Origin of the sequence: Tautonia marina (assembly GCF_009177065.1) — a bacterium.
Taxonomy (GTDB): Bacteria; Planctomycetota; Planctomycetia; order Isosphaerales; family Isosphaeraceae; genus Tautonia; species Tautonia marina.
This window is the reverse complement of record NZ_WEZF01000035.1, coordinates 21,582-38,625: the sequence shown is the minus strand read 5'-3', so window position 1 is coordinate 38,625 and position 17,044 is coordinate 21,582. Positions and strand designations below refer to the sequence as shown.

The window sequence follows — 17,044 nt, the reverse complement described above, 5'->3', positions numbered from 1 at the left end:
AGCCTCTCGATTCTTCTGATAGTTAAAGGACGGGGGGAGATGCGATCTTCCCCTCCCGTCCGACACGCCGCAACCCGTCCTGGAAATGCGCACCTATTGGGAGATCGCACCTCATGGCCACCTTGAAGCAAACGCTTGCCAACCGTCTCAACGCCTTGCACTCCACCGGCCCTCGCACCCTCGAAGGGCGAGCCCGATCGGCACGCAATGCCCTGAAGCACGGCCTGTCGCGCCTCGGCTCGACCCCACCGGCCGCCCTGGCCGACCAGATCGCCGACCGCATCGAGCAGTGGCGCGACTCCTATCGCCCCGAAGGCCCGGCCCAGCAGTGGCTCTTTGAACGACTCTGCGCCGAGTCGGTTCGGCTGGACGCTTGCTCCTGTCGCATCCTCGCCGCCCGAGCCGACCAGGCCGAACGCGCCCTCGAAAGCTGGGATGACGACCGCGCCGCCGAGGTCGCCGCCCTGGCCGCGACGCTGGCATCCCGTCCAGAAGTCATCCAGCCGAAGCTTCTCCAGAGCAAGCACGGCGTCCTTTGGCTCCTCGATCGCTGGGACGAGGTCGCCGATGCGATCACCCGCTGCCAGGGCTGGACCCCCGAACTCTGGAACCTGGCAATGGACCTGCTCGGCGTGTCGGCCCTGGCCCGAGAGGGCTCGGGCCCCTGGGATCTCGATCCCGAAGACAGCGGGGCCGCTCCGGGTCTGGAACTGGTCCGTCGCTGCATCGAAGCCCTTCGAGGTCGCCTCGACACCTCGCTCAATGACCGCGACGCCCGCTCCCGCGACGACACCGCGGAGGGACTCGGCCGCGACTCGGCCGACGTACGCCTTTTGGAACGATACGCGGCCGATGCCCGCCGTCAGATCGACCGCTGCCGAACCGAACTGCGTCGACTTCAGGCCGCCGCCGAACCTCAACGGTCCGAGCCCCATCACTCCACCGCGCCACCCCCTCCCACTCGCCCGACACGACACCCCTCCCCACCCCCCAACACCCCCTCCGACACCGATCGGTCCTCCTCCGCGAGGAACACCCCGCCATCCTCGCCGCTCGCTTCGTCCCCCGCTCCGGCACTCGTTCGATTGTCTCCCGTCCTCAGCCCGGCCCACGCTCCCGCTCCCCTCGCCAATCGACGAGCCCGCCGCGCTCAGGCTGCCAAAGCTCGACGCTCCTGATTCTCAGCCTCCCGCGCCTGGCCCGTCGTTCCCGAGCCCGGCCCCCGATCGTCCCCACCCTCGAACCCTCGCCCGGCGGCCCGATCAGTCCGTCCTGTCTGGGAATCTCTGCGTCCTCAACCCATCCCAACCCCCTGGATTCATCCCCCTTGGTCCATCGTTTCCCGCATTCCAAGCCCGTCGCCAACCATCCCATGGAATCATTCGACTTCATCACGCATCCTTGCGCGAAACGAAGCCAACCATGCCCATGCTCATGATCCAGGTGAAATCAGGATTTTCTGGACGGCTTGACGCTGGATCGGTTTACTCATCCAGACGAGACGGGTATCGTAAGCAAGGTGGCGTAATATGGCCCCATGTGAAAGGACTCGGCGGAATGAAGCTGAACGCTGACGTCTACGAGTCGCTGAAAGAAGCGCTCACCGACGCCCTGGGCCTCAACGAGACCCAGCAACTGGCGCGACCGGCGCTCAATGTTGACTGGGAGAAGGTCTTTGCGGACAAGGATCTGATCGACGACCGGGTCGAAAAGCTCATTCGCCGAGCCGAGCAGCTTGACCGCGTCCACATCCTTGCCGTCGAGGCCCTGAAGACCGTGCCAACGAACCAGAAGTTGCAGACCTTCATTCGGGAACATTTTTCCGAGACGTACCCTCCACCCTCGCGGTTCCTCGTCCGCGTGCCCGTCCCCGACCTAAAACGTCGTGTCTGGATCGGCGTTTCCCTGGGCCTGATGCTCGCTTTCGGGGCAGGCGGGTTGCTCGGCTACGCCCTCCGCTCTTCCCCGCCAACTGCCACAAAAACTCAGAACCCCTGGGATGCGAAACTCGTTCGGCCGGCAGAAATCTACACTCCCCTGGCAACTCCCCCCTCGAAGCCTTCGAACTGGCCAGAGGTGGATACCATTGCAGATCAACTCTCACGTGCTTCGATACGCGACGTCGATGGCGCCGAGATTGCCAATCTGGTGGTCGAGTTCGGTCCGTTCGAGGAAACCACGGAGCGCACCAGGATCAGAACCCTTGTCGGGGCGCGAAGCTATATCCTCGCCCAGCTCTATAAGCGGCAAGGCAATCAGGAGCCGACTCTGGTCAGACAGCCAGGTCCGGTTCAGCACGGCCCCAATCCTCTTCTCCTGACATTGCCGGAGTGCAAGCTGGGAGAACGTCTCTACATGGTCATGAGCATCCGGCCATCCGAACCCGCAACGACCGGAGGCCTCCCTCCCGATATGGATCGGACGGCGTTGCGCTCAATGATCTCGTTCCGGAGGTTGACCGATGACGACGAGAACTAGCCGCTGCCTGCAACTTGTTCCTCTGCTCATCATGGCCTGGTCGGCAACGGCGGCCTCCCAGGGGGTCATCCGGGTCAAGGCCATCGATTCCGACGGGGAGGTCTTGTGCAATCCCTCGTTTTCCCTGAAGCGGATGTCGGGAGCAGGGTTGGGCGACGCCTCTGAGCCCGATCCTAATGATCCGGGAAGCCACTTGGTTCCGGTGCCGCCAGGGGTGAGCGACCCCGTCAGCCTATACGTCTACCCGCCGAGTGGACAATTAGTCTCCTTCAACAACGTCATGGTCCAGTACCTCTCGCCGACTGCGCAACAACAGATTGTCATCATGATGCCCCGGTACAGCGAGATCGCCTCCACCTTCGGCAATACCGGATATTCGCTGGTCGCCCGGAGTCTCCGCGTCGACCCGGCCATGATGGCGATGACGGAAGACCCGAACGGCCCCCTGTCCATGTGGGTCGATGGGGCCATGCAATGGATCACCGAAGGGGCCAGAATCGCGGAGAACGAACCGGACCCCGCCGGGTTCGACTTCCCGGAATACCGCGCTCTGGCCGCCCAGTACGGCCGACTCCGCCGGGAAGCCACCGCCAAGAAACTCACCGGCGCCGATGACCTCGTCTCGCTCGAATACGTCAGGTCTGCCGAACCCCCAGACGAATTGTTTCGCACACCGAAAAAGCTGTGGAAGATCTTTGAGGATGGGGCGATCTCGTCCTACACCATCCGGGGCTCAGAAATTGATCCGGAATTCCGGGCGCGTGCCCTGCCGCCTCGCGTCAACGAGGTTCTCACCTCGCTGCGTCTGGATCCCATGTGCTCCGAGATCCTCGGCGATCGGATCGCGGTTCCTGAAGGAGGGGGATTAACCACCATTCGAGACCTGAGCAACCCGGACCTGTCCCCGAGCCGCCAGGTCTCGCTCAGACCGAACGAATCGGTCCTGGCCGAGTCTCCAGATCACCACTACATGCTGATCGTGAATCAAGGTCAGGGCGGCGCGGAGCTTCTCACCTATGCCGATGAAATTGAGGTGAAGCGAACCCGATTGGACACGGGAGAGGCCGCGGTTCTCTCCGCCGCCTTCTCGCCCGAGGGCCGGTGGCTTGCCACAGGAACCTCGACCGGCAAGGTTCAGCTCTGGAACCTGGACCAGGCCGAAGCGGTCCTCGACCACCAACTCCAGCAGAATTTCGCCTCGACCCTCGAATTCTCCGACGAGGGTCGCACCCTGGTCGTGGGGGCGGGGGTGGGGAATTCCGGATCGCTGGCCGTCTTCGAGCGAACGCGAACCGGGTGGAGGTTCGTGTCGGAGTCACCCACCGAGGCTCCCGTGGTCAAAACCGCTCTCTCCTCCGACGGGAAATCGATCGGCGCAACGCAATGGAGGGAGTGGGAACCCCGATTCCTGGCCATCAACCCCGATGGGACTGTCACCGAGCGCACCCGAGCCACCGAACCCGGTGTGCCCTTCTTCGTCGGCGGCCTCGACCCCGCCGTCCTTTTAGATGAGGATGGCGCCCCCAGAATCAAGGCGGTCGAACCCTGAATCACCCGGAATTCGCCGATCCACTCGATCGGCGCCAATCTCTCAAATTTGTGAACATGCAAGCAGAAGACCAAACTCAAATCGTATCGTCTTCCAATGGCATGATTTCTTGACCGGAGTCGTCCCGCGATGAGGCTCGATCCCGACCACTTCAAGGCGCTCCACGACGCGGTCGTCGACGCCTTCTCGCCGGACGAACTGGAGCAGTTCCTGCGCCGAGAGATGGGCGATGATCTCGATCGGATCAGCAGCAAGCTCAAGGCCCACGGCGCGGTCTCCTTCGATGTCATTCGCTACTACGAGAACCGCGACCGTGTCACCGAGTTCATCTCGAAGGCCGGCATCCAGCGGTCGGACAACGCCGCGATTCGAAAGGCGGTCGCACCGATCCCGATGCCGGACCAGGCCACGGCGACTCGGGAAAAGCTCGTCCAGGCTCACCTGACCTTCCAGCACTTCGGCCCGTGGCTCAGCAGCCTCTCCAGCATGGCTCGGGCCGTGGGACGCCTGGAGGTGGCGAATGCCTCCGACGCCGCCACCGGACTCCTCGTCGGCTCGGACCTTCTCCTCACGAACTTCCACGTCATCGAAGATTTGATGCAGGGGGACGATCGCCCGGGACCTTCCGATTCGGCCCGAGATCGCTTCATCCTCGATGATTTCCTTTCTCCCGACGATGGTCTGCCGTTCCAAACCCAGCGCATCGTGTCGCTCGCCGCCAACGATACCTGGCATGTTCGATCGTCGCCGCCGGAGAAGCTTGACTTCGCACTCGTCCGGCTGGCCGAGCGGGTCGGCGACGAACTGATCCAGCAAGGATCCCGTCAGATCAAGCGCGATCCCCTGAAACCCGCCGGCCCGAGCCGCCCCCCGGTCAACGGCGAACCGATTCTCGTGCTCCAGTATCCCCGCGGTGAGCGATTGAAAATCGCCCTCGGCTCCATCACCAACATCGACGCCACTCGGGGGCTGATCGAGCATTCCGCCAACACCGAACCCGGCTCCTCGGGCGCCCCCATCCTGACCAGCGACCTCAAGCTCCTTGGCCTTCACTGGGGCCACGAGCGGCGCGACAACTGCGCGAGCCTGATGTCGGCCATCACTCAATCAATGGGGGGATCAATCCCAGAATAAGCAACGCCAAACTTCTTCACATCATGATTCTTTTTCCTCGATTCTCGAGATGGTGGCCCCGTCGCCGATTCCGACGGAGCCAATCCCGTCAGGCAACCACCGTCTGCCCTCACAGGAAATTCACTGGGAATTCCCTGTCGGGTTGGGAGCGGGAAGACCAGGCCCCCCACTCGTTCCCTCGCCATTCGAGCCAATCGGAGACGAAACTGGGACGGGCCTTGAGTGCGGGTTCGCGTGGGCGTGGTGGGCCGCCGAGCCGTGCCCCGAGTGGGCGGGTCCGAGGGTGTCTTCTTCCTCCTCGTCCTGGGGACGTGAGAATGCGTCGATGATTCGCTCACCCAGCACGTAGTAGATCGGGATGACGAACCGCCCCAGCACCGTGCTCACGGCGATCCCGAAGGCGATCACCACCCCCAGCGAGTTCCGGCTGTAGGCACCCGCTCCAGTGGCAGTTACCATCGGCAGCACTCCCATCACGAAGGCGAACGAGGTCATCAGAATCGGCCGCAGACGCTCTCGAGAGGCGGCCTTGGCCGACTCGATGATCCCCATCCCGCGCCGATCGCGCATCTCGACGCCGAACTCGACCAGCAGGATCGCGTTCTTCGTCTCCAGGCCGATCAGCATGACCAGACCGATCTGGCCGAAGACATCCAGTGGCATGTCGAACAGCCACAGCCCCAGGACGGCCCCGAACATGGCCAGCGGCACGGTCAGGATAATCACCATCGGCCTGATCCAGCTCTCGTACAGCGCTGCCATGAACAGGAAGACGCAGACGACCGAGAGGCCGAAGATGTAGACCGAGAGGTTGCCCGTCCGCTGCTCCTGGAAGGTCGTGCCGGTCCACTCGAAGTCGAAGCCCTCGGGGAGGACCGAGCGGGCGACCTCCTCCATGGCGACGACGGCCTGACCGGAACTGAAGCCGGGGGCCGGTCCGCCGTTCATTCGGGCCGTGGCGTAGAGGTTGTAGTGAGGCACGTCGATCGCCCCAAGGATGTACTTGACCTCTCCCAGGGCGCTCATCGGGACCTTCTCTCCCTGCCGGTTGAGGACGAACAGGTCGAGGATGTCCTCGGGCCGCCGGCGGACCTCTCCCTCAGCCTGGAGCATCACCTTCCAGACCTTGCCGAACAGGTTGAAGTCGTTGACGTAGTAGGCGCCGAGGTTCGTCTGAAGGACGGCGAAAACGTCGGAGATCGGGACGTCAAGCCGCCTGGCCTTGGTGCGGTCCAGGTCGAAACGGACCTGCGGGACTCGAGCCGAGAAGGTCGAGAAGACGCCGGCCAGCTCCGGTCGCTCGGCGGCGGCGGCCTGCACCTGGTCGACGACCTGCTGCAAGGCCTGGACCCCCTTGCCCTCGCGGTCCTCGATCATCATCTCGAAGCCGCCGGTCTGGCTGAGACCTCGGATCGGCGGCGGCTCGACGACCATCACCTGGGCTTCTCGGATCTGAGAAGCGAGCATGCCTTGAAGCGTTTGGGTCAGCGCTCCGGCCCTCAGCTCCGGATCGTCGCGCTCGGCCCACTCCTTGAGCGGCAGGAAGACGAAGGCCGCGTTGCTCTGGGCCGTGTTGCTCAGGATGTTCCGCCCGCTGACGGCCACCGTATGCTCCACTCCGGGCAGTTCTCGGGCGATCAGGTCGACGCGGCGGATCAGCTCTGTCGTTTTCTCCAGGCTGGTCCCGTCGGGTGCCTGCACGGCGGCGATCAGGTATCCCTGGTCCTCGGTCGGGATGAACGCCTTGGGCCGCTGGATCAGCATCCAGGCGGTCAGGGCCAGCAGCCCGACCGACGGCACCACGATGGTCCACCAGTGGCGAGCGGTGAACTCAAGAATGCCGTCGTAGGAGTTCTCCAGCCACCGCATCCCTCGGTTGAACCAGCGGAACAGGAAGAACCGCGACTCGCCGTGATGCTTCGGCTTCAGGAACAACCGAGACATCGCCGGGCTAAACGTCAACGAGTTGAAGGCCGAGAAGATAAACGAGAAAACAACCGTCATGGCAAACTGGTTGTAGAGCATTCCGGTCAGGCCCGGGATGAAGGCCACCGGGATAAAGACGGCGGCCAGGACCAGCGTGATCGTGACGATCGGCGCCGTGATCTCGGCCATCGCGGCTCGGGTCGCCGCCAGGGGACGGTAGCCGCGCTCCAGGTACTTCTCCACGTTCTCGACGACGATGATCGCATCGTCGACCACCAGGCCAATTGCCAGCACCAGTCCGCAGAGCGTGAGCGTGTTGATCGAGAACCCGAAGATCGCCATCAGCCCGAAGGTGGCGATCAGCGAGACCGGGATCGCCAGCATCGGAATCACCGTCGCTCGCCAACCCTGGAGGAAGATGAACACCACGACCATGACGAGCAGGAACGCCTCGACGAGTGTGTGCTCGACCTCGGCGATGTTCTCCTCGACGTAGAGGGTCGTGTTGTAGGGAATCCGATACTCCAGGCCCGGCGGGAAGTTCCTCGCCAGCCGATCCATCTCGTGCCTGACTTGCTCGACGATCGCCAGGCCGTTGGCGTCGGCGTGCTGGAAGATTGCCATGCCACCGGCAGGCATGCCATCAAGAAAGACCGTTGTCTCGTAGCTTTCCGAGTCGAGTTCGACGCGGGCAACGTCCTTGAGCCGAACGATCGACCCGTCGTCACGTCGGCGGACGATGATCTCCTCGAACTCCGAGACCTCACTGAGCCGCCCCTTGACGGTGATCGGGTACTCGAACGCCTGTCCGGAAGGAACCGGAGGGGCGCCGACCTTGCCGGCGGCCGCTTGAAGGTTCTCCTGCTGCACGGCCTGGATCACCTCGGTCGGGGCGATCTGCATCTCGGCCATGCGATCCGGGTCGATCCAGATTCGCATCGCGTACTTGCGGCCGAAGACCATCACGTCGCTGACACCGGGCACGCGCTTGAGCGCATCGGCAATGTAAATCTGGCCGTAGTTGTCGAGGAAGGTCTGGTCGTAGCGTTCCTCTCCAGAAGTGTCGACCAGGTTGACGATGCAGACCATATCGGTCGAGGTCTTCTTGATCGAGACGCCGTACTGCTTGACCTCCGGTGGAAGCTGAGGCGTGGCCGTCTGCACGCGGTTCTGTACGTCGACCGCGGCAATGTCCTGGTCGTATCCGACCTCGAACGTGGCCACGATGCTCGCCATGCCGTTGGCCGTGCTGTTCGAGGAGAAGTAGGCCATCCCCTCGGTTCCGTTGAGCTGCTGCTCGATCGGCGTGGTGACCGTCTCGGCAACCGTCTCGGCATCGGCCCCGGTGTAGGCGGTGGTGATCTGGACCTGGGGCGGCGCGATCTGGGGGTACTGCGCGATCGGCAGGAAGTACAGACTGATGCCGCCAATGATCAGCATCAGCAAGGCCAGCACCGTGGCGAAGATCGGCCGGGTGATGAAGAAGTTGACGAACTTAACCATGAGGGATGATCAACTCGTTGATTTCAGACCGAACGAAAAAGGACGCGCGGGACGGTCAGATCAGGGAGCCGGCTCGGACTCGAGTCGAGAGTCGTTCGGCTGGTCGTCCGGGGTCGTCAAGTGTCCCTGGGCGGACTGATCGGAGCCCCGAGCGTCGGCATCGGCCGTTGTCTCGTCGACGGGTGGGACCTCGGCATCGGGCAGCCTGATCGGAGTTCGGTCTTCGGCAGCGGGACGGACCGGTTCGGGGAGGTTTGCCGGCTGGGCGTTCACCGGAATGCCGGGCCGGACCAGTTGCAGCCCTTCAACGATGACCTGGCGACCGGGCTCAAGGCCGGCCGAGACCACGCGCATCCCATCGTGGGTCTGGGCGGCCTCGACACTCTGGATGGCCACGGTGCCGTCGTCGTCGATCAGATAGACGACCGGCCCGGCCTGCGTCTCGGCCACGGCCTGCTCGGGAACGACGATTGCGTCCTCCAGCACGTCGATGGTCATTTCCAGCTTCACGTATTCACCCGGCAGCAGCGTACCGTCGGGGTTGGGCACCTCGGCCTTGACCAGGAACGTCGAGGTACTTGGGTCGATGCGATTGTCGTAGAAGTTGACCCGACCCTCGTGGGGGTACGGCCGCTCACCTTCGAGCCCAGTCCGGGTGAGCCGGACGGCCAGGCCCTCGGCGATCAGCCGGGAGAAGCGTTCGAGATAGCGGGAGCTGACCCGGATGTCGACGCCCATCGGGTCGAGTTGCTGGACGGTGGCAAGCTCAGTGTTGTCGGCGCCTCCAGGAGCCGTCGGTCCGACAAGGTTCCCGACCTTAACGCGGGCTTCACCAATCCGGCCACTCATCGGGGCGAACATCCGGCAGTAGCCAAGGTCCAGCTTGGCAGCCTGAACGGCGGCCTCGGCCTCGTTCAGGCGAGCTCGTGCAGCAAGAATGTTCACATCATAATCGGCCTTAGCCTGCTCCAACTGGGCCCGGTCGGCCTCGACTTGTGCCGCGTAACTCTCGCGGCGAGCGATCGCCTCGTCGAGCTCTTGCTGAGTGGCGACGTTGCGGGAGATCAAGGTCTGCTGGCGGCGTTCCTCAACCCGAGCCAGCTCAAGCTGGGCATGATCGACCGCCAGTTGCGCCTCGGCGATTTCGCGGGCCCGAGACGCCTCGGCCTTCTTCAGGGCCGCCTCGGCCTCGTCTCGCCGGGCCTCGGCCGACTTCAGGGCGACCTGGAACGGCTCCTCCTCGATGACGAACAGGAGCTGCCCCTCCTCGACGAACGAGCCCTCCTCGAACGGCTGCTCGGTCAGGAACCCCCGAACACGGGCCCGAACGGCGACCTCGCGCAACGACCGCGTGGTGCCGGTCGGCGAGGAGAGGATCGGGACGGTCATGCGACGGGCCTCGACGACTCCGACCGTAGGCGGTGGCGGCGCGGCCTGGGATTCGGGCTCTCGGCAGCCGGTGGCGGCAAGCAGGCCGAGGGCCGCGACCGTGATCATCCCGGCCTTCGGAGCCGTCTGGCCGGCGGCCAGTCGGTAGTTCGCTCTCATGGTCAGTCGCTCCGAAAGGTGGCCGGGACAGGGCCGAGGCCCAACCTGGAACCACCCCCTCCACCCGACGTCTCGTCAAGGTCTGGGCCCGGCTCAGGTGGTCCTGGGACGTGCCTCGGCAGATGTCAACCGCCGTTGACCAAGGAACGATAGGGTGGTTGACTTCCGATGTCAACCTCCGTTTACTAGAGAGAGGGGGTGCGACAGATGCCAGGAGATCAAATCGAGCCAGGGCGCCGGCGTCGGGATTCGTCCGCCACCCGGACGGCGATTCTTGAGGCGGCCACCCGACACTTCGCGTGCAAAGGGTACGGGCACGCCGGGGCGCGAGAGATCGCCACCGACGCCGGGGTGACCGCCGCGATGATCAACCGCTACTTCGGTTCGAAGGAGGGCCTGTTTGCCGAGGTGATCGAGCGAGCCTTCGACATCCGCGAACTCATCCAGGGGGACCGAGCAACGTTGGCCGATCGGCTTGCCCGAATCATGGTCTACGGCCGACCGGATGCGCCGGACTCGGGCCGGATACCCTTGCTTCTGCTGCTCCGCGCGGCCACGGAGCCGGCCGCGGCCGAGTTGCTGCGGGCAAAGCTGGAGGAAAACAACCTCCCGCTCCTGGCGGAACGTCTCGGCGGGCCCGATGCCGGAACCCGAGCCGGCCTGATCATCGCTCAGCTCACAGGATTCGCAATTCTTTATCAGATGATTCAGCCGAAAGAACTGGCGGACGCCGATCGGGAACAGCTCGTGGCGTGCTTAACGGCGAGTCTGGCCGTCTGTTTCGCAGATCCACCTCGACCGAGCCGCAGTCAGCCGTGCGGTTGAGCGTCACACCTCGCGACACCGAGGAGCAATGATCCGTCTCACCAGGAACTCGACCTTCCCGCAATGAAATCGATTGGACTTATGAGTACACTAACACATAGCAATCAATGCTAAAGTTGGTGTTCAAAGCCGGGTTCATTTCCCCTGTCCCCACGAATCGAGATCGTGCCGCGTTTGATCGATTGCACGCGTTTCCATCCTCACGCGACTCAGGGGCTCTCCTTCTGGAAGACGACAAACCCCGCGGCGGGAAGGACTGCCTCGAAGCGGCCGTGAGGGCTGGGGATGGTGGCTCCGAAATTGCCGACGTTCCAACCGTCGTAGTTCTGGGAATCGCTGTTGAAGACCTCGCGCCAGTCGCCGCTGGAGATCGCCCCGTGCTCGATGGCATAGCCCTGCTCGAACGGGTGGTCGTTCAGGTTGGCGATGACGAGAAACTCCTGTCCGTCGGATGCGCGATGGAAAGCGAGGACGCGGTTGACGTCGTGGGAGTGCAGGACGTTGATGTGTCGGGACCGGAGCGCCGGGTTCGCGGGGTCGAGCCGAAGGCGGATCAGATCGGTGTAGAACGCAAAAAGGTGAGCACCCGGGCCATCGCGCAAGGCGAACAGGTCCTCGCGGTTCTCGAGGACGGCGTTGTAGAGGAATGGCTTGCTGGCGCCGACCTCCTCACCGAAGAGGAACATGGGCGTCCCGGCTGAGAGCATGGCGAGGCCGCAGACGCAGCGGGCGCGCCGCTCTGCCCAGCGGCGGGTTTCTCCGATGAGCGGGGCGCCGTTGACGGCGACGGTGAGGGTCCGGGCGGTGCCGTGGCCGTTCCCGGCCTCATCGTGCGACTCGTGATAGACGACGCGTTTTGTGCCGCTGGCGGCGAGCGCTCCGGCGAAGTAGCCCATCGCCAGCGGTTCGTTGGTGCCCAGGCCGGCGACCTTGAGCAGCTTGGCGTAGTCGGAGCCCTTGTCGGTATCGCCGATCAAATGGTGGTAGAAGTCGGCATACCAGCGAGCGTCGAAGCCCATGCCGCCCTGATCGTGGGAGGTGGTCAGGGCGTCCCATTCCGAGTGATCCTCGGCCATGAGGATGATGTCGGGGCGAATGGCCTTGAGGGTCCGGCCGAACTCGCGGAGCAGCTTGGCGCCGAAGATGTTGGCGTCGTCGACCCGTCGGCCGTCGGCATGCCGAACATTGTAGCCGTGGATCGAAGTGGTTTGATCGACGCGGAAGCCGTCGATGTGGAACTCCTCGACCAGAGCGACGGCGCTGGAGATGAACGTCTTGCGAACAAGCTCCTCGTAGTAGCGTGGGGCGAAGCCGGTCGAGAGATTATCGACGTAGCCGCCCTGGCCGCGGCGATCGGGAGCGACGGCGGCATCGAAGGCGGGGTCATCGCCCGTGCCCCCTTCGTACCAGTAGTAGCAGTTGCGGTCGTGGCGGGTCGTGTCGTACATCCACTGGGCCCGGTTGGCGTCGTGGACGTAGTGGTTGTAGACGACATCCATGATGACCGCGAGGCCCCGGCGGTGGGCTTCGCGGATGAAGTGCTTGAAGCTGTCGCGCCCGCCACCGGCGTACTCGATGGCGTAATAGTGGCTGGTGGCGTATCCCCAGTTCGCGCCTCCGCCGCCGAACTCCGAAAGGGGCAGCAGTTCGACGGCGTTCACCCCCAGATCGACCAGGTGGTCGAGCAATCGGACGGCGTCATCAAGCGTGCCGGGGGCCGGCTGGCCGGAGAACGGGTCGATGCGGCCGAAGCCCAGGGCCCCCATGTGAAGCTCATAGATGACCAGGTCCTCGACGCGCCCAGGGTAGGTCAATCGATCACGTCGTCGGGGCCGTTCCAGGCCGTTCCAGAAGGTGTCGGCAGAGACGAACTGCTCGGGCCAGATCCGCTCGGGGGAGGTTGAGATCTGGTCCTCTCTGGTGATCGTGTCGGGGTCGACGATGACCGAGCAGCTTCGGGTTCCTTCCAGGATGAGGGGGCGCTCGTGGTAGGGCGCACCGTTCGGATTGAAGGTGCCGCCGCCGATCTGACAGCGGGAGTGGATATCGGTGCGATAAACGACGCTGCCGTCGTCTCGAACCACGCGAAACATGTATGGGCGGTGATCGTAGTCCTCGAAGAAGGGTCCCTCGGAGGGGGAGACTTCCGAGACCCAGACACCATCGGGCCGGCGGGTCATCGGCAGGGCCGGATGGCCTTCGAGCGCGCCATGCTCGTTGTCGGCAATGTAGCCGCCGAAGATGTCGATGAAGGGAACTGAGCGCGCGTTTGCCCTGCCTGGTGGGTTCAGCGGCGTGGGAGAGGCGGCCTGTTGATCGTCCTTGTGCCAGGTCTTGCCGAAGATGACCTGAACATCCTGGGCGTTGGGGGCCCAGACCGCGAACCGCAACAACGCCGATCCGTTGTGAAGGTGTTTCTGGGCGCCCAGCCAGCGCGAGACGGAGAGGCGATCGACCTGTTCACGCTCCGCGCTGTCCGACTCAAGCCGGAAGGATCTTACACGATGATCGGAGGCCCGATCCCGGACCTCGGTCATGATGAGCCAACGATCTGGTCCCTCGGGTCCATCCGCGCGGACACCCCAGGAAAACGCTCGGCCCACCTGATCCGGATGAAACGGGACCGAGGCGACGAACTCCGGGCAGCCATCAGCACCCTGGCGAGTCTGCATGGGAGACTCGGACCAGTCCTCGGAGTGTCGGCCGTTGGACCAGCTCCCGACGAGGCGAGGATTGCGGAACAGGTCGTTGCGAGCGATGGCGGTCTGATAAACGAATGGAACCGTGATCATGGCGCGCGGCCCTGGGTTCGAGCGGTGTTCACTTGTCTGCATCGCCCCTGCCGAAACTGGGGACGGGCACCTGTGAGGCCTGGAGCCATTCCCCAAGTGCTGGCCCACCACACACGAGCGGGAACCGCCTGAGCATCGGCGTCCTGTGATTGACTCTCTCCAACGCCGACAGCATCGTTCCGTACGTCAGCTTCGGACGGCTCCCACGATGACGGCGGCAAGTAGGCAAGGGTGATTTCCTCGATTCTGCCAGGCATGCCGGGCCCCGGCCTGCACCAGGCAGTCTCCCGGGCCCAGGTCCAGCTCGGCGCCGTCGTCGAGGGTCAGGGTGATACTTCCGGAGAGGAGGACGAAATAGTCGATGGTGTCGGTGGCGTGCATGTCCATGCCGTGCCCGGGCTCGATGCGGATCAGGCGAAAGCAGGTTCCCCCGGCCTCGGGAAGGACCGGCATCCCCTGCGCGGCATCGCTGTCATCGACAGGAAGCCCCGGGGATGGTCTCGTGGCCCAGAGATTGACGAAGGACAGGCCCGGCGCGCCCGGCGGAGCAATCGGCGGCTCGGGGGGGCCGTCGATCATCACGGACGAGGTTCCGCCTGGAGTGAGGGCCGTCACGACGCGTCGCATCATTCATCCTCCCGGAGTCGCAGTCAGACCTTGTACCGACGCTGAACATCTTCGATGAAGCCGGGATAGTCGCGGAGGGGCCAGATCGCCTCAAACTCCAAATATTCACGCATCGGCAATCGTCCCATGACGATCCGGTCCAGCTCCTCGATCGAGTCGACCTGGACCACGCCGATGACCCGTTTTTGACCGGCGACCTTCCAGAGCTGAGCCTCGGGGCCTTCGCTCATGGCCCACGCGGCCTCTTGCTCCTCCAGCTCCCAGAGCTCGTCAAAGGATAATCGCCCCTCGATATTCCATCGCATCTGGACGAAGAACAGCATGGCCGGTGGCTCCTCGGGAACGGCACTCGGATCGGGTGATGGCCCAAACGACGGTGGTCGGGGTTCGGATCGCCGGCCTTCCGGTTCAGGCGGACGGCGACGACCCTCGCATGGCAACGATGATGGGGGACGGGTCGGTGTAGGACTTCCAGCGGACGATCTTGCCCCCTCGGATCGTGAGCCACTGGATGAATTCGATTTCGAAGTCGAGGCCCGTTTCCTTGACCGTGGACAGCTCGTAGATGACGCCCGCGGCGTTCTCACCGTCGACGGCCAGGCGGACGAGTTCCTCGCGTTTCACCTGCACGAGCGAGGTGAAAAGGAGGAAGGAATCCATCACCGCCTGGACCCCGTGATACGTGCCGATCCAGGGCATGATGTCGTTCAGGCCGGGGACGGGAGTGTAGTTGATCCACTCCACATCGTCGGCAAGGCAGGCGATCGCGCGGTCGATCTGGCCTGTGGTCAGCGCCTCGAACCAGGTCTCGGCCACTTCGCGAGTCGTCGGGCTTTCCATCGTCGTCCCTCCCCTTGGGCCGTTCCGGTGTTGGTCTCGCTACACGTGTTGCTCGGCGCCCTTTTGCCGAAGCAGATCCACCAGCTCGTCGGCCGATCCGAACGTCTCAACCGCGATGTCCAGGGGTGTCTTTCCATCGTGGCCTCGGGGGTCGAGGCGGGCGTTGGCGTCGATCAGGATGCGGGCACAGTCGCGGAAGCCGTGCCAGAGGGCATCATGAAGCGGTGTGTATCCGTTGGTTGCGCCCTGGAAGTCGAGGTCAATGTCCGGCTGCTCGGCGAGCAGGGCGGTGATGTCGGCGTGGCCGTTGTAGACTGCCTTGTGCAAGGGGACCGCACCGAAGATGGGCTCGACCGCGTTGACGTCGGCGCCTGCCTGAATCAAGGCGGCGGCGATCTCTGAGTGACCGTCGCGGCAGGCCACCAGCAACGGGGTGTGCAGATCGTTGAACCCGTTGAGCCTTGGCGACCGCTCATCCACTTTTGCTCCGCCAGCCAGGAGCTTTTGCACGGAAGGAAGGTCGTTCCGGACGACGGCTGCCATCAGTTGCTGCCGGACCACGGTGTCCTGGTCGGATTGGCGGCGGGCCTCGACCTGCTCGCGGGCCTGCCGGAATTTCTCGCGGGCCTCGGGGGTAGGATTCACGTCTTCCTCAAACGTGATGTGTTGTTCCAGGGTGAAACCATACGCGGCCTTGTGACCCAGACCGGCCCCCTGTTGGAGCAAGACTCCGACGATCTCGGGCCACTTGTACCAGAGGGCGTCCCAGAGGGGGGTATGGCCGGTGGTGACAGCCACGGCATCGACGAAGGCCCCGGCCTCGATCAAGGCGCGGGCGACCCCAGGATTGCCGCCCTGGCAGGCCTTGTGCAGCGCCGTGCAGCCGCCCTTCGGGTCGGTGGTGTGGACATCGGCACCGCCGTCCAGGAGCATCCGGACCGCCGGTTCGTCGCCGCGACCGGCAGCGAGCATCAGCGCTGTCAGTCCGCTGTCGGCATCGCGTTCGTTCGGGTCCGCGCCCAGGGTCAAGGCCCGGCGGATGGCGTCGTGATCGCCACGGGACACGGCCTCACAGAGCCGCACCGGATCGCCTCCAGGACGGGACGGAAGGGGGTCGCGGAACTCGGGTCCGATGACCCAGTGAGCCTGCGCCGCAAGGGCAAACAAATGCCTAGCATCAAAAAGCGAATTTTCGTTGGTCGTGAAAGACCGCCGAAAGTGGTCTGATTCGATCGCGGCGCGGAGCGAAGCCTCGTCGTCGAACCAGAGCTGCTCGACCGCGTCGAACCGAGGTTCGCCGATTGCGTAGGCACCATCCCGGGCCGTCCCCTGCACATAGTGGCGGAGGCCGGGGATTCCTCGGACGAGATCGGCGTGGGATGAGGAGGCGATTCGGCGGAACTCATCAACCTCCATGCCCGGCCGTCGCTTCAGCAGGATGAGGAGCTTGACGCGAGGGTCCTCGGCCGCGAATGGCGGCCCCTCCAGGAGCGTCTGGGGGTCGGTATCGAGGCCGAAGGTGGCCCAGAACGCGGCCCATCTGGGCTCATCGCGTCGCGCCCCTTCGAGGAACTCGGGGGACTGGAGTGAGGCGAGCTGCTCCTCGTCGTTGGCCAGCCAGATCTCGGCGACGCTGTAGCCGCCGGGAAGTTCGTGGGGGAGCCCGGCGATGGGTGTTCGCACGTTGATGGCGTAGCGGCGGATTTGGGGGATGTGGCGGGCGAATCGCTGGGCATGGACGTTGAGCCAGTAGGACTGGAAGTCCGTTTCGGTCATCCCCGGCTTGGGTTGGGCGAAGATGAGCTGGTGGATCATGGCGAGG

The 17,044-nt window shown here is 64.3% G+C and carries 12 protein-coding genes; 5 read left to right on the top strand and 7 right to left on the bottom strand.

Annotation, left to right across the window (positions count from 1 at the left end; all coding sequences use genetic code 11):
• Window positions 1–113: 113 nt before the first annotated feature.
• The 4 genes from GA615_RS26320 to GA615_RS26305 all read left to right on the top strand — a co-directional run bounded on the left by GA615_RS26320 (window position 114) and on the right by GA615_RS26305 (window position 5,161).
• Window positions 114–1,178: a hypothetical protein gene (locus GA615_RS26320; protein WP_152054333.1), complete on the top strand. Its 1,065-nt coding sequence runs from the start codon at window positions 114–116 to the stop codon at window positions 1,176–1,178.
• A gap of 379 nt (window positions 1,179–1,557) precedes the next feature.
• Window positions 1,558–2,478, top strand: coding sequence for a hypothetical protein (locus GA615_RS26315; RefSeq protein WP_152054332.1), 921 nt, complete (start codon window positions 1,558–1,560; stop codon window positions 2,476–2,478).
• Window positions 2,462–4,027 (top strand): WD40 repeat domain-containing protein, encoded by a 1,566-nt coding sequence (locus GA615_RS26310; protein WP_152054331.1) that lies wholly within the window; start codon window positions 2,462–2,464, stop codon window positions 4,025–4,027. The genes GA615_RS26315 and GA615_RS26310 overlap by 17 nt, the downstream gene beginning before the upstream one ends.
• A gap of 129 nt (window positions 4,028–4,156) precedes the next feature.
• A complete protein-coding gene (locus GA615_RS26305) occupies window positions 4,157–5,161 on the top strand; it encodes a trypsin-like peptidase domain-containing protein (RefSeq protein ID WP_152054330.1) in 1,005 nt (334 codons plus the stop codon).
• A 120-nt stretch (window positions 5,162–5,281) separates the two neighbouring features.
• Here the strand turns inward: GA615_RS26305 and GA615_RS26300 are convergent, their stop codons facing one another.
• On the bottom strand, window positions 5,282–8,590 hold the full coding sequence (locus GA615_RS26300) for an efflux RND transporter permease subunit (protein ID WP_152054329.1): 3,309 nt from the start codon (window positions 8,588–8,590) through the stop codon (window positions 5,282–5,284).
• Window positions 8,591–8,650: 60 nt separating this feature from the next.
• The gene (locus tag GA615_RS26295; protein ID WP_152054328.1) at window positions 8,651–10,138 is read right to left on the bottom strand and encodes an efflux RND transporter periplasmic adaptor subunit; all 1,488 of its coding nucleotides are present in this window, start codon (window positions 10,136–10,138) and stop codon (window positions 8,651–8,653) included.
• A gap of 207 nt (window positions 10,139–10,345) precedes the next feature.
• On the opposite strand from GA615_RS26295, the gene GA615_RS26290 reads away from it, so the two are divergent.
• Window positions 10,346–10,963, top strand: a complete 618-nt coding sequence (locus tag GA615_RS26290) for a TetR/AcrR family transcriptional regulator (protein WP_152054327.1) — start codon at window positions 10,346–10,348, stop codon at window positions 10,961–10,963.
• Window positions 10,964–11,172: 209 nt separating this feature from the next.
• On the opposite strand, the gene GA615_RS26285 is transcribed toward GA615_RS26290, so the two are convergent.
• The 5 genes from GA615_RS26285 to GA615_RS27660 form a co-directional block, all read right to left on the bottom strand.
• The gene (locus GA615_RS26285) at window positions 11,173–13,755 is read right to left on the bottom strand and encodes an alpha-amylase family glycosyl hydrolase (protein WP_152054326.1); all 2,583 of its coding nucleotides are present in this window, start codon (window positions 13,753–13,755) and stop codon (window positions 11,173–11,175) included.
• Window positions 13,756–13,941: 186 nt separating this feature from the next.
• The gene (locus GA615_RS26280) at window positions 13,942–14,385 is read right to left on the bottom strand and encodes a cupin domain-containing protein (protein WP_152054325.1); all 444 of its coding nucleotides are present in this window, start codon (window positions 14,383–14,385) and stop codon (window positions 13,942–13,944) included.
• Between the two features lie 20 nt (window positions 14,386–14,405).
• A complete protein-coding gene (locus GA615_RS26275; protein ID WP_152054324.1) occupies window positions 14,406–14,705 on the bottom strand; it encodes a muconolactone Delta-isomerase in 300 nt (99 codons plus the stop codon).
• Between the two features lie 85 nt (window positions 14,706–14,790).
• Complete coding sequence (locus tag GA615_RS26270) at window positions 14,791–15,222, bottom strand: nuclear transport factor 2 family protein (RefSeq protein WP_152054323.1); 432 nt, start codon at window positions 15,220–15,222, stop codon at window positions 14,791–14,793.
• Window positions 15,223–15,261: 39 nt separating this feature from the next.
• The gene (locus GA615_RS27660; protein ID WP_161602581.1) at window positions 15,262–17,037 is read right to left on the bottom strand and encodes an EthD family reductase; all 1,776 of its coding nucleotides are present in this window, start codon (window positions 17,035–17,037) and stop codon (window positions 15,262–15,264) included.
• Window positions 17,038–17,044: the final 7 nt, after the last annotated feature.